This is a genomic window from Pseudomonadota bacterium, assembly GCA_041395565.1.
Classification (GTDB): domain Bacteria; phylum Pseudomonadota; class Gammaproteobacteria; order UBA9214; family UBA9214; genus UBA9214.
Map to the genome: position 1 here is coordinate 1 of JAWLAI010000003.1, position 12,568 is coordinate 12,568.

Annotated in this window: 14 protein-coding genes; 4 read left to right on the forward strand and 10 right to left on the reverse strand. The window is 65.3% G+C overall.

All coding sequences use genetic code 11. The annotated features are described in order from the left end of the window. The 4 genes from R3F42_03180 to R3F42_03195 form a co-directional block, all read left to right on the forward strand. Positions 1 to 335 (forward strand): NAD(P)(+) transhydrogenase (Re/Si-specific) subunit beta (locus R3F42_03180; GenBank protein ID MEZ5541025.1); only part of this gene is annotated, 335 nt, incomplete at its 5' end. A gap of 533 nt (positions 336 to 868) precedes the next feature. Continuing rightward, positions 869 to 3,067 carry a primosomal protein N' gene (locus R3F42_03185; GenBank protein ID MEZ5541026.1) on the forward strand — a complete coding sequence of 733 codons (2,199 nt, stop codon included), beginning with the start codon at positions 869 to 871 and terminating at the stop codon, positions 3,065 to 3,067. Positions 3,068 to 3,258: 191 nt separating this feature from the next. After that, positions 3,259 to 5,019 (forward strand): arginine--tRNA ligase, encoded by a 1,761-nt coding sequence (argS, locus tag R3F42_03190; GenBank protein ID MEZ5541027.1) that lies wholly within the window; start codon positions 3,259 to 3,261, stop codon positions 5,017 to 5,019. Between the two features lie 8 nt (positions 5,020 to 5,027). Further along, positions 5,028 to 5,624: an SPOR domain-containing protein gene (locus R3F42_03195; GenBank protein ID MEZ5541028.1), complete on the forward strand. Its 597-nt coding sequence runs from the start codon at positions 5,028 to 5,030 to the stop codon at positions 5,622 to 5,624. 444 nt (positions 5,625 to 6,068) lie between these two features. Here the strand turns inward: R3F42_03195 and R3F42_03200 are convergent, their stop codons facing one another. From R3F42_03200 to R3F42_03245, 10 genes are all read right to left on the reverse strand, one after another. Further along, the gene (locus R3F42_03200; GenBank protein ID MEZ5541029.1) at positions 6,069 to 6,797 is read right to left on the reverse strand and encodes a DUF169 domain-containing protein; all 729 of its coding nucleotides are present in this window, start codon (positions 6,795 to 6,797) and stop codon (positions 6,069 to 6,071) included. A 547-nt stretch (positions 6,798 to 7,344) separates the two neighbouring features. Next, a complete protein-coding gene (locus tag R3F42_03205; GenBank protein ID MEZ5541030.1) occupies positions 7,345 to 7,722 on the reverse strand; it encodes a YajD family HNH nuclease in 378 nt (125 codons plus the stop codon). Positions 7,723 to 7,971: 249 nt separating this feature from the next. Then, the gene (locus tag R3F42_03210; GenBank protein ID MEZ5541031.1) at positions 7,972 to 8,472 is read right to left on the reverse strand and encodes a cytochrome P460 family protein; all 501 of its coding nucleotides are present in this window, start codon (positions 8,470 to 8,472) and stop codon (positions 7,972 to 7,974) included. Positions 8,473 to 8,646: 174 nt separating this feature from the next. Next, on the reverse strand, positions 8,647 to 9,390 hold the full coding sequence (locus tag R3F42_03215) for a TerC family protein (protein ID MEZ5541032.1): 744 nt from the start codon (positions 9,388 to 9,390) through the stop codon (positions 8,647 to 8,649). Positions 9,391 to 9,403: 13 nt separating this feature from the next. Then, entirely contained in the window at positions 9,404 to 10,015 is a 612-nt protein-coding gene (locus R3F42_03220; protein ID MEZ5541033.1) for a hypothetical protein, read from the reverse strand. Between the two features lie 373 nt (positions 10,016 to 10,388). After that, complete coding sequence (locus R3F42_03225; GenBank protein MEZ5541034.1) at positions 10,389 to 10,709, reverse strand: hypothetical protein; 321 nt, start codon at positions 10,707 to 10,709, stop codon at positions 10,389 to 10,391. 54 nt (positions 10,710 to 10,763) lie between these two features. Next, a complete protein-coding gene (locus R3F42_03230) occupies positions 10,764 to 11,075 on the reverse strand; it encodes a hypothetical protein (protein ID MEZ5541035.1) in 312 nt (103 codons plus the stop codon). Between the two features lie 51 nt (positions 11,076 to 11,126). After that, positions 11,127 to 11,501 carry a hypothetical protein gene (locus R3F42_03235; protein ID MEZ5541036.1) on the reverse strand — a complete coding sequence of 125 codons (375 nt, stop codon included), beginning with the start codon at positions 11,499 to 11,501 and terminating at the stop codon, positions 11,127 to 11,129. 2 nt (positions 11,502 to 11,503) lie between these two features. Further along, a complete protein-coding gene (locus R3F42_03240) occupies positions 11,504 to 11,860 on the reverse strand; it encodes a hypothetical protein (protein MEZ5541037.1) in 357 nt (118 codons plus the stop codon). 86 nt (positions 11,861 to 11,946) lie between these two features. Then, the gene (locus R3F42_03245; protein ID MEZ5541038.1) at positions 11,947 to 12,504 is read right to left on the reverse strand and encodes a hypothetical protein; all 558 of its coding nucleotides are present in this window, start codon (positions 12,502 to 12,504) and stop codon (positions 11,947 to 11,949) included. Between the last annotated feature and the right edge of the window lie 64 nt (positions 12,505 to 12,568).

Genomic DNA, 12,568 nt, shown 5'->3' on the forward strand with positions numbered 1-12,568 from the left:
TGAACGTGCTGCTGGCCGAGGCCAACGTCCCCTACGACCTGCTCTACGACCTCGACGAGATCAATCCCGCGTTCCAGAAGACCGACGTGGCGCTGGTCATCGGCGCCAACGACGTCGTCAACCCGATGGCGCGGACCAACCCGGAAAGCCCGATCTACGGGATGCCGATCCTCAACGTGGACCAGGCGAAAAATGTCATCGTGATCAAGCGCGGACAGGGCAAGGGTTTCTCCGGTGTCGAGAACGCCCTGTTCTACGGCGACAACACGCGCATGCTCTACGGCGATGGCCAGGCCATGGTCGGCGAGCTGATCCAGGCCATCAAGCAGCTCTAGCAGGCGCCAGTCCCATCCCCCGGCCACGGGGCCCGCATCGGGTTCGCGGGCCCCGCCGTCGGGCCATCCCCGGCACCGGACACGGGTGCTATCATGCCCACGCGCAACAGCCCGGACCTGCGTGCGGCTCGCCTCAAAACGGTGCAACTCGGGGGGTGACGCAGCCTGCAAATTGACGCGGGCGAGGCGCCATCCACCCGTCCCGCCCGCGTTTTATACACAGCGGGCCTGCCGTTGGGAAAAAAATCCGAAACTTGACCCCGGTCAATATTAGAAGCTAATCAACTACTACAAATATCTGTTTTTTATATGAATATATTTTTGAGCAAAAAAAAGACAATCTAACGCCAGCACTGGAAATATAGGCACTTGAGCACCTCTGTCACAAATAGTCCACAAAGTTATCCACAGATTTTGTGGATAACCAATGCCACTCAATCGGATGAATGGCTTAGCCCTGAATCGTGAGAAATCCTCTCAATCAGTGATGCTAAAGTGAGTTTGTCACAAAACCCTTTTTTCCCCGCTGCGCGATGACACAGCCCATCCTGCGCATCGCCGTACCGACACCGCTGCACCGCAGCTTCGATTACCTGCCACCGGGCGGGATGACGGCCGCAACGACACTGCTGCCGGGGCAAAGGGTGCAGGTGCCATTCGGCCGCCGCAGCGTCATCGGCATCCTGCTCGAGGTGGTGACCCACCCGGCGGTCGCGGCGACCCGGTTGCGGCGCGCGCAGGCCATTCTCGATGCAACGCCGCTCATCGGAGCGGACCTCCTGGCGATGGTGGCCTGGGCCAGCGACTACTACCAGTACCCCGTCGGCGAGGCCTTCGCTGCCGCGCTGCCCGCGCTGCTGCGGCACGGCCAGCCGGCGGCACCCGGCGCGACCCGGCGCTGGCGCCTGACGGCGGCGGGCCGGGACGTCGATCCGGCCACGCTGCAGCGTGCGCCGCGCCAGGCCGAGGTGATCGCCGCCCTGCACGCGCACCCGGACGGCATCGAGCGCGCCGCGCTGGCGGCACCGGCGGCCGTACTGCACGCCCTGGCCGACAAGGGCTGGATCGAGCAGGTGCGCGTCGAGCCGGCTGCCGCGGACCCGGAGACGGCGGCCGGCAGCGGCCATGACCTGAACCAGGCGCAGCGACAGGCGGTCGAGGCCATACGCGCCCGGCTCGACCGCTTTCAACCGTGGCTGCTGGAAGGCGTCACGGGAAGCGGCAAGACCGAGGTCTACCTCAACCTGATCGAGACGGTACTGGCAAGCGGGCGCCAGGCACTGGTGCTGGTGCCGGAGATCGGACTCACCCCCCAGCTGGTCAGCCGGTTCACGCGGCGCTTCCCCGTGCCGCTGGCGGTCCTGCATTCCGGGCTCGGCGACCGGGAACGGCACGCGGCCTGGGAGCGGGCCCGCACCGGCGCCGCGGCGATCGTCATCGGTACGCGTTCAGCCATCTTCACGCCGCTCGCCCGCCCCGGGCTCGTGGTCGTCGACGAGGAACACGATGCCTCGCTCAAACAGCAGGACGGGTTCCGCTACTCCGCGCGCGACCTGGCCGTGTGGCGCGCGCGCCATCTCGGCATACCCGTGGTACTGGGTTCGGCCACGCCCTCACTGGAAAGCCTGTATAACGTCGAGCAGCAGCGTTATCAGCGGCTGGCACTGCCGGAACGTACCGGCACGGCGCAACTCCCGGCATTCGAGCTGATCGACGTGCGCCACCAGCCACTGGAACACGGCCTGTCCGCCCCGCTGCTGGCACGGATCGGCCAGCACCTCGCAGCCGAGGGCCAGGTGCTGCTGTTCCTGAACCGCCGCGGCTTCGCCCCGACGCTGATGTGCTACGACTGCGACTGGGTAGCGGAATGCCGGCGCTGCGATGCGCGCCTGACCTGGCACCAGAGCGACAACCGGCTCCATTGTCACCACTGCGGCAGCCAGCGCCCGGTCGACACGACCTGCCCCGCCTGCCATGGCAGCGACCTGCATCCCCAGGGTCAGGGAACCGAGCGGGTCGAGCTGGCGCTGGTGGAACACTTTCCGGATGTGGAGATGCTGCGCATCGACCGCGATACGACGCGGCGCAAGGGCGCGCTGGACGCCCTGCTGGAACGGGCCCGGCGCGGCCGGCGCCAGCTGCTGCTCGGCACCCAGATGCTGGCCAAGGGGCATCACTTCCCGAATGTGACCCTGGTCGGCATTCTCGATGCCGATCACGGCCTGTTCAGCACCGAGTTCCGCGCCAGCGAACGCATGGCGCAGCAGATCGTGCAGGTCGCCGGCCGCGCCGGCCGGCATGACCGCGCCGGTCAGGTGCTGATCCAGACCGCGCACCCCGATCATCCGCTGCTGCTCACGCTGGTCAGGGAGGGCTACCCGGCCTTCGCCCGTGCCGCACTCGCCGAGCGCCACGCGGCACGGCTGCCGCCGGTGACGCACCTGGCGCTGCTGCGGGCCGAAGCGTCGGATCCCGGCGCGCCGGTACACTTCCTGGACGGCGTCCAGGCGCTGATCCGCGCCACCGGCGTATCCGGCATCGAGGCCTGGGGACCGGTCCCCGCCACCATGGAACGGCGCGCCGGACGCTACCGGGCCCAGTTGCTGCTGCAGTCCGACCGGCGCGGCAACCTGCAGCAGCTGTTGGCCACGCTCGTGCGCCAGCTGGAGCAGGACCGCGCCACGCGCCGGGTACGCTGGTCGGTCGACGTCGACCCCGCGGACACCTACTGAGCCGGTTGCAAGAAACCCGGGGGACCGGATAATAGCCGCCTGGCCCCGATCAATGGGTCAGACTCGATTGATCTCGCAGCTGGACAACCCTGCGCAATCTTTGTGGATCAATCGAGTCTGACCCCATTGATCCTCGCGCCAGCCCGAAATCGAACAATCTGCGGCCCTTCAGCGCCGCACTCCGGAACCACGTGAAAGAACTGATCACCAGCAAACTCGCCGATGCGGTCTACCGCCTGCAGCTCGCCGGCAGCCTGCCGGCCGAAGGCCTGCCCGGGATCATGGTCGAACGCACGCGCGAACGCACACACGGCGATTTCGCGACCAATTACGCCATGCTGCTGGCCCGGCCGCTGCAGCGCAAGCCGCGCGAGCTGGCCGAACTGCTGGTCGGGGCCATCGAACCCGGCACCGGTATCAAACGCATCGAGATCGCCGGCCCCGGCTTCATCAACTTCCACCTGGGCCCCGCCGCCTGGCACGGCGTGGTGCGCGCGGCCCTGGAACATGGCGCCGGTTTCGGACGCAGCAAGCACGGTAGCGGCCAGCGCGTGCAGGTCGAGTTCGTCTCCGCCAATCCCACCGGCCCGCTGCACGTCGGTCACGGCCGCGGCGCGGCCTATGGTGCCGCGGTGGCCGACCTGCTCGCGGCCATCGGCTACGAGGTGCACCGCGAGTACTACGTCAACGATGCCGGCCGCCAGATGGACATCCTGGCCGCCAGCGTCTACCTGCGCTACCTCGAGCTGTGTGGCGATACGGTGGAGTTCCCGGCCAACGGCTACCAGGGCGACTACATCTGGGACATCGCGGCCACGCTGCATCGCGAGGGCGGTGATGTCTTGCGTCACCCGGTCGCGCTTGTATTCGAAGGCGTACCGCCCGACGCCCCAGCCGGCGGCGACAAGGAAGCGCATATCGACGGCCTGATCGAACGCATCAAGTCACTGCTCGGCGGCGCCAACTACCGCGAGGTGTTCGATGCCGGCCTCACCGCCATCCTCGGCGACATCCGCCGCGATCTCGAGGAGTTCGGCGTACACTACGACGAATGGTTCTCGGAACGCTCGCTGACCGAGAGCAACGCGGTGGCCCGCTGCATGGACAGGCTCAAAGCCAGCGGCCACGTCTACGAGCGTGACGGCGCGCTCTGGTTCCGCTCCACCGACTACGGTGACGAGAAGGACCGCGTCATCGTGCGCGACAACGGGCAGACCACCTACTTCGCCTCAGACATCGCCTACCATGCCAACAAGCTGGAACGCGGCTACCACCGCGTCATCGACATCTGGGGCGCCGATCACCACGGCTACGTGCCGCGCGTGAAGGCCGCGCTCAGCGCACTGGGCGACGACCCCGCCCGGCTCGACGTGCTGCTGGTGCAGTTCGCGATTCTCTACCGCAACGGCGAGAAGGTGCAGATGTCGACCCGCTCCGGCGAATTCGTCACGCTGCGTGAGCTGCGCCACGAGGTCGGCAACGATGCCGCGCGCTTCTTCTACGTCATGCGCAAGTGCGAGCAGCACATGGATTTCGACCTGGACCTGGCCAAGTCGCAGTCGAACGACAACCCGGTGTACTACATCCAGTATGCGCACGCACGCGTGCGCAGCGTGTTCCGCCAGCTCGCCGAACAGCGGTTGCACTGGGACCAGGCCGCGGGTCTGGCCGCGCTGGACCGGCTGAGCGAACCGCACGAGGACGCGCTGCTGGTCAACCTGTCGCGCTATCCCGAGGTCATCGAGAGCGCGGCGCTCAACCACGAACCGCACCAGCTGACGCATTATCTGCGCGAACTGGCGAACGACTTCCATACCTACTACAACGCACACAAGTTCATCATCGACGACGCCCCGCTGCGCGATGCGCGCCTCGCCCTGATCGAGGCGACCCGACAGGCGATCGAAAACGGGTTGCGGCTGCTCGGCGTCAGTGCGCCTGACAGCATGTAGGCTGCGGCATGGCACGCGATTACAAGCACCGCGCGCAGCCGCGCCGCAGGAAACCCGCTCTGTCGCCGCTGGTCGCCGTGCTTTCCGGCCTGCTCATCGGCCTGTTCGTCGCATTCCTGGTCTATATCAAGATGCAGGCGGCGCCGGTACAGCCGCAGGTGTTCATCAAGGAACCCCTGCCGCCCGAGGCGCTGCCGGCGCCGGCGGCCGGACCTGCAGGCAAGGTGCAGCAGGACAGCGCCGCCCCGGCCGAGCCGCCGAAGCCGCGTTTCGACTTCTACACCCTGCTGCCGGAGATGGAAGTCGTGGTGCCGGATCAGGAAATCACCGGCAAACCCAAGCAGGGCGTGCCGCAGGTCGAGCAACCCGGCACCTATTTCCTGCAGGTCGGCTCCTTCCGCAACAGCGCCCAGGCCGACCACCTGAAGGCCGAGATGGCCCTGCTCGGCCTGGAGGCCAGCGTCCAGAAGATCAGCATCGACAACAAGACCACCTGGCACCGTGTGCGCGTCGGCCCGTTCCGCGACCTCGACGCGCTGAACCGCACGCGCAGCACGCTCAGGCAGCGCGGCGTGGAGAGCACGCTGGTGAAGATCACCGGCTAGTGACCGCTCACGGCTAGCCCGGTTAATTCCTTGGCAAAGTCGTCAAGAGACCAAAATCCGCTTCGCAACAGAGAGGACACCGAGGACACAGACAAGGATTCTGTCGTCGTCGGGACTTGTCTGATTTGTGAAGATCCGTAATCGCCCCGGCTACAGCGCCGCATTGTGGCTTTGAATTGCAGCCATACCGATCCTGCAGTCGTGGCAAGCAGGCAATCGCTTAAGGCCAGATGATGCCCCATTCCGGACTGCAAGCCATTCCTTCAATGAGGGACGTGTAACAGTCGGGAGGCGACCCGAACCGGAAGTTCAGGATTTTGCCTTGCATGTCAGGCAGGTACTGAAAGTTGCCGTTTGTGTTTTGGCAGCAGATCACCTTCAGGAATGCCCACTCACGCCGAGAGAATCCCTCTCGGTGTGAGTAGGTTTGCAAAGGAATCAGTGTCAGCGTTTCTCGAAGCGCCGTGTGTCCTCGCCAGCATAATTGGCCACTGTACCGTCAATGACAGTTGTTGTTTTGATCTGCTGCACAACCTCAGCAAGACGAACCCCGGGGATAGCGCAGGTCATTTCCGTATTAGGCATGCCAGTACGGACACGGCTTAACATACAGCCCACGCTGACTGCCACCTCATGCTGCTCCTTTGCTATTGCGATGATGTGACATTGCGGTTTACCTTCGAAATGCATGTCGGGGAATGCATCCGAGATAGTCATTGCCTGTTTTGCGTTAATTCGCAAGAACACTACATCCGGCGTCTGACCGGCATCCTGCAATGGTCCGTAGGTCACATACTTGTATCGCCCTTTAATCACCGGTATTTCCGGGAATATTTCCGGTGCCACCCATCCAGCACCGACCAACGCACTTACATCTGACTTGTCACCTACCTCATCCAGCGACCTGAAACCGTGAGTTACACTGCCAACACTACAGTTGGCATGATCTTCAGCTACTGTGCTGAAAGTTCGTCCTTCAGCCTTCATCCAGAAAACGCAACCGGCTGGTACACGACCTGTACGGCCATCGGCGGTGGCTGCCGGCATTTCGTCGTCAAATGGCTCAACGCCAGGCAAGGCTTCCTGGCTGAAGTGGATAGCAAGGGGGGGGTGCTGCAAACCCAGGGACTTTACAAGATCAGCAGCCAGTTTCTGGTTGTCCTGTTCCGGCATCGGTTCTATCTCCTTGTTCTTGCTCTCGTTGTGGGTTCGGCCGCTAGTGCTGGTTGCATGAACGTCCAATCATATCCCATTCCGGTGACTGATTTGTATTACGGCATGAACGGGGCTTCCGGAGTGCGTAGAACTGCAACTCATTTACAGTTGAAAAGGTAGTACCGATTGCATAACGGGAACGGCGTATTCTGCGGCATTCCTGCCGTTTGCCATATTTCCCGGAATGACACGAACTGGCCGAACCCGGATCTACGCCTGCAAAATGCCAACTGGATTCCGGCTTTCGCCGGCATGACGGATGTTGGCCGGTTAAGGCCCTACTAAAAATATGAATGACTGGATTCCGGCTTTCGCCGGCATGACGGTTGCTGGCCGGTACCGTAAGCACACGTCGCAGTGACTCGATATCCGGGAAGGACATCGATTGCGGACCCGTTCGTTCACGCGAGCGCGAGCAGTATCGGCCGCTTTGCGCGCAGGAGCGACTCGTTGCGCTGCGTCTCTGCGCAAGGCCTGGTTTCAGTAGCAACATCAGCACCAGCCGTCATCCGTCCTTTTTCCTGAACAGATCGGCGAGCCCGGCGAGCGCCTTGTGCGAGACGCCGGCGCCGGTCCTGCCGCTGGCGCTGGCCGCCTCCTGCTGTTCCAGGTAGCGCGCATGTTCGTTGTCGTGGCAGTACAGGCACAGCAGCTCCCAGTTGCTGCCATCGGCCGGGTTGTTGTCGTGATCGTGATCGCGGTGATGCACTGTCAGTTCATGCAGGTTGGCGCGGCCGAATTCGCGCCTGCAGCGCCCGCACACCCAGGGGTACAGCTTCAGCGCCTGCTCGCGGTAGCCGGCCTCGCGCCGGGCCCGCTCCTGCTGCGCCTGTGCCACGACCGCATCCAGGCGGCCGTTGCGGGAGTTCTTGTCGTTTGCCATGCGTTCACCTGCTCGTTTGCATCCCGGCGGGATGCTGGCCGCAATCACTGATCCGGTCTACAGCGGCATCGTTCGGATCCACCCGCTGGAGTGGACCGTCCGCAAGTTGCGCCACGCCAGCCCTGCGCGCGCAATCCGCTCCCACGACAGTCGATGCACCTGTGGCAGCGGACCGTGTCCGCGAATTACACCTGCGGTGATTTGCTTGCCCTGCAGCAGCGGACCGCGTCCGCAATCTTCCGTACGGAGCTACGGCAGGACTGCCGGATGCGTGAACACGTAGTCGTTCTCCTGCACCGGCGTATGGCAGCCGAAACACTCCTGCACGAAGCCGGCATCCTTGCCGTAGGGCGCCTGATCCAGTCCGGTCCAGCGCGCGAAACCCCAGCCGCCGGTGGCCGCATACCGGGCCGCATCCTTGACCATGAACTCGGCGTGCACGAAATCGCCCGGCACCGTGGCCTTTTCCCAGGCCGGGTGCGTCACGTCCTTCCATACCAGCTTGCCGAGGATGGCGCCGTCCGGCCAGGGTCGGGTCTGGCCGGCGCGCGCCGCCGCCACGGCCGTATCGTTGCCCAGGATCACGCGCAGCGTGTTGTTGTCGGTCCGGTGCGATACGCCGAGCACGCGCCAGTCGCGGTATCCCTCCGGCAGGCTGATGCCGTTGGGTGCCGGCGCGGGCGCCTCGGCCGCGCCCACCGCCCCGGCCAGCAGCAATGCAAACAGGCCACCGATCGGTTTCTTGTTCATGTCATGCCTCCCGTCATTCCCGCTGCGTACAGTCTGCCGGCGCACGCGCCCGCCAGCACGGCAGGGCCCGTCGCACGACGCCAGGCGATAGCGCGGCCGGCATGGGACAGGCTTCGCTACCAGCATAGCATCCCGGCCCGGCCCGCGACTGCCGCCACATGCCGCCGGCGCCGCTCACTCCTCCAGCCGCTTGTGCAGGTGCACCGGCTCGGCCATGCGCCTGCGCATGCGGATGTTCAGCATCTCGACCGCGACCGAGAACGCCATGGCGAAGTAGATATAGCCCTTCGGCACATGCACGTCGAAACCCTCCACGATCAGGGTCACACCGACCATGATCAGGAACGACAGCGCGAGGATCTTGATGGTGGGATGGGCGTCGACGAAATCGCCGATCGGCTTCGCGGCGAACAGCATGACAGCCACCGACAGCACGATGGCGATCGCCATGATCGAGACGTGGCTGGCCAGGCCGACGGCGGTGATCACCGAGTCCAGCGAGAACACGATATCGAGCACCGCGATCTGGAACAGCACCGCACCCATGCCCGCGACCGCGCCGGGCGCGGTATGTTCGGCTGCGCCTTCGAGGCTGTCGTGGATCTCGAAGGTAGCCTTGCCGAGCAGGAACAGGCCGCCGCCGATCAGGATGATGTCGCGCCCCGAGATCGCCTCGCCCAGCAGCGTGAACCAGGGTTCCGTCAGGCCGACCACCCAGGCGATCGAGAACAGCAGCGCGAGCCGCGTGAGCATGGCCAGCGCCAGCCCGGTGGTGCGCGCGAAGTTGCGCTGCTGCGCCGGCAGGCGGCCGACCAGGATGGAGATGAAGATGATGTTGTCGATCCCGAGCACGATCTCCAGGGCCGTGAGCGTGCCCAGCGCGATCCAGGCCTCCGGGCTGGAAAACCATTCGAACATCCACTGACTCCCGTTATGGCTGTTGCACGATCTGCCGCTGCGGCGCGCACTCCGCATCCGCGCCGGAGCGGGTACTGAACAGCACCGGCGCCTGCGCGATGCGCTGGTAGAGCGCGAGCAGGCGCCGGTACGGCGCCCAGTTGAGCAGGAACGTGGCCAGCGCGTTCCACAGCGCCACCCACGCCGCGACGGTGAGGCCCTCGGCGAACACCCGCGCGATGACCGCCTCGCTGTGCTCCACGTAGAGATTCACGCGCACCGACAGCGTCAGCAGCGCGAGCCCCGCCAGCAGCATGATAAACGAGGTGCGGAACATTTGCTTGAGCTCGCGGGTCTCGAGATGTACCAGGTAGGTGAAATAGGTGTTGATGCTCTGCATCACGCGCGACGTGCTGTCGCTGTCCACCGCCCGCGCGAAGCTGAAACGGACCGCGAACGGCTCGGCGCCGATCTCGCGCACCGATTCGACCAGGTACTCGACCAGGTCCGGCTCCAGGTCCTTTTTCAGGAAGTTCGCGGTGTTGTCGTAGTCGCTGTAGAGTTCCTCGACCCGGTTGGCGGCGATATCGATGATCAGCCGGCCGTCGTCGGTACGGGTATAGCGGTCGAGTATCGGTGTTTCCATGGCGGCTGACCTCGTCTGCCCAGCGCCAGGCGGATAGTAAACCGGATACCGGACGGAGTACATCGGCACAGCGACGGCGGCACGGGCATGCCTGCAGCGGCCGGGAAACAGCGGGCGGTACGGTGCTGCTGCGCGGGAAACCGGGGAAGCTATGTATATGACGTCAGCGCGAGGAACCCGCCCCGCTGCAATATTCAACCGACTGCTGGCATGCCGTGAGATTGCATCGCTGCGCCCGCAATGACGGGAACTCGATGACCCGCGCGGGGTGCGACGTGCACTCCGGCGATCGCGATCAGCGCGGCGACTCCGGGTACGGACGCCGGCCGCCCGGCGCCACCGTGGGCGGCGGGACAACCGCGGTCACGCGGCGCTACCAGGTGTAATCGGCATCCGGCCAGATCGCCCGGATCTCCCCGGCCTGCTGCATTGCGGTGAAGCGCTCCCAGGCGATCCCGTTCACATCCACCTCCACCGTGAATACCTCGCAGGCATCGTCTTCCCAGCCGAGGTGCCTGAGCTGCCCGGCGGCACCCGTTTCGCTGTAACGCACCGACAGGTTCAGACCGTCGGTTCGCCACAGCGCGTACTCGCCGGGCACCACCACCACGGGTGCGATCCCGAGCCGCCGCGTATAGTCCGCGATCGAAGACGCGATGTCGTTAACACCGAGGGCGATATGTATTCTGCGCATGCATGGCTCCTTATGCAGTAACGTCAGCAACACCCGGTCCGCGCGCGGCCGGCCTCAGTAACCCAGAAACAGCAGCACACCGGCCAACCCGGTCAGCACGATCAGCGCCGGCGCGATGCCGCATACCCGCGCCGGCAGCGACAGCTCGGCGTACACCCGCAACGTCCGCACCAACAGGTAGAGCGCGGCCACCGCGGTGAACAGCAGCAGCGCCAGGAACACCAGCGTCGCTGTCGCACCAGCGGCGAACCCTTCGTCCTGCGGCACGAACCGCGGCACGACGAATGCGGCCAGCAGCAGGATGCCGCACCAGCCGGCCAGGTGATAGATCTGTCGCTCGGCGTCAGGATGCGCGATGCGGCTCATAGACTCTGTCCCCCTGCGGTCAGATCCGTGACTCTACCGGGGCCCGCCGCTTCACGCCCCGAACAGCAGTTCCCCGATACCGAGGCCGGCCGCCGCCAGTGCGAACCAGAGTGCCAGCGCCAGCAGGAACAGCCCACACGCGCGCAGGCCCTGCTGCCCGCCGCGCGAACGCAGCAGGTAATACGGAATCGCCACGACGCCCGCGGCCACCACCATCGCGTTCAGCAGCGGTGTGCGCCGGTAGGCATGCTCGTCGGTGTCGAAGATATACCACGTAAATACCAGGATAGCGCAACCCAGCGACAGCACCATGTCGAGCCATGCCGGCCCGCCGCGCGCGCCGAGCAACGGTTCGAGCAGACCCGCCAGCAGGGCGGTCGCTGCCAGCAACCCCAGCACCACGTGCTTGCCGTTCGCCGTGACCATGCCTAGCCGCTAGCGCCCGGCGCCGGCGGCTGCAGCCGGCGGATGATCGCCTGGTAACGCCGCTCGTTCCTGATGGTCAGGTGCAGGAACAGCAGCATGACGATCAGCACGAAGAACAGCACGGTCGTCACCAGCGGCAGGAACAGCGCCGAGAGCTGCATGACATCGGACGACAGGGTGCCGTCGGCCACGGCCGCGATCACGTAGGAGGTGTTGGCCAGCGGCGGATGTTTCAGGTACAGGAACAGCCAGGTTCCGGCGAGTAGCAGCAGCAGCAACAGCAGCACCGGCGGCCACCAGCGGATCAGCCGGCGGCGCCGGTCGATGAAAATGCGTTCGTTGCTGCTCAGCTGTTGCATCCTGCCTCCCGGGTATCTGTCTTACTGTCAGTCTGTCGGGGCCGGCGTCAGACATCCTGTCAGTGTCTGCGCCGGAACCTGCCGTGTCACAGTACGCGCGCCGCCGTCCACAGCGCCCCGCTGCCGATACGCTCGTACCAGGCATCGAACTCTGCGCGATAGCTGTTCCAGGGTTCCTCGAGCTCGGCGTTGGTGCCGCTGAGCGCATAGGCCATGCCTTCCGTGAACCAGGCCGGCGCCCGCAGCTGGGCAATCACGCCGAGCCGCTCCGCCTGCAGATGATGGATCAGCTCGTGACGCAGGTAAAAGCGATCCCAGCCGCGCGGACTTATCACGATCCCGGAGACCCCCACCGCGCGCGCCTTGGAGTGCTCGAAACCGAAGGCGCGGAAACAGGTCTCGGTCGCGCAGAACACGGCGCGCGGGCGGTGTTTGATGGTGCCCGCCACCGCACTGACGTAGTCGGCCGCGCGCTCGTACAGCGCGGCGGCCTCGGGCAGGCGCGCGGTGTCATCGAGGCAGAAGGTGGCATCGACGCAGGTCACGCCCGGCACCAGCCCGGGCGCCAGTATGCGCACGGGCTTGTACAGCCACCAGGCCAGCACGGGCGTACACAGCAGGCAAACGATCAGCAGACGTGTCATTCCGGTCCCCCTGGCCACCGCCCGGCAGCCACCGGTATCCCACATCCCGAGTATACGCAGTGCC

Coding starts and splice junctions, on each gene's coding strand:
- R3F42_03185 (MEZ5541026.1), top strand. CDS start 869: ATGACACAGCCCATCCTGCGCATCGCCGTACCGACACCGCTGCACCGC.
- R3F42_03205 (MEZ5541030.1), bottom strand. CDS start 7,722: ATGGCAAACGACAAGAACTCCCGCAACGGCCGCCTGGATGCGGTCGTG.
- R3F42_03220 (MEZ5541033.1), bottom strand. CDS start 10,015: ATGGAAACACCGATACTCGACCGCTATACCCGTACCGACGACGGCCGG.
- R3F42_03200 (MEZ5541029.1), bottom strand. CDS start 6,797: ATGCCGGAACAGGACAACCAGAAACTGGCTGCTGATCTTGTAAAGTCC.
- R3F42_03210 (MEZ5541031.1), bottom strand. CDS start 8,472: ATGAACAAGAAACCGATCGGTGGCCTGTTTGCATTGCTGCTGGCCGGG.
- R3F42_03245 (MEZ5541038.1), bottom strand. CDS start 12,504: ATGACACGTCTGCTGATCGTTTGCCTGCTGTGTACGCCCGTGCTGGCC.
- R3F42_03215 (MEZ5541032.1), bottom strand. CDS start 9,390: ATGTTCGAATGGTTTTCCAGCCCGGAGGCCTGGATCGCGCTGGGCACG.
- R3F42_03235 (MEZ5541036.1), bottom strand. CDS start 11,501: ATGGTCACGGCGAACGGCAAGCACGTGGTGCTGGGGTTGCTGGCAGCG.
- R3F42_03225 (MEZ5541034.1), bottom strand. CDS start 10,709: ATGCGCAGAATACATATCGCCCTCGGTGTTAACGACATCGCGTCTTCG.
- R3F42_03230 (MEZ5541035.1), bottom strand. CDS start 11,075: ATGAGCCGCATCGCGCATCCTGACGCCGAGCGACAGATCTATCACCTG.
- R3F42_03195 (MEZ5541028.1), top strand. CDS start 5,028: ATGGCACGCGATTACAAGCACCGCGCGCAGCCGCGCCGCAGGAAACCC.
- R3F42_03240 (MEZ5541037.1), bottom strand. CDS start 11,860: ATGCAACAGCTGAGCAGCAACGAACGCATTTTCATCGACCGGCGCCGC.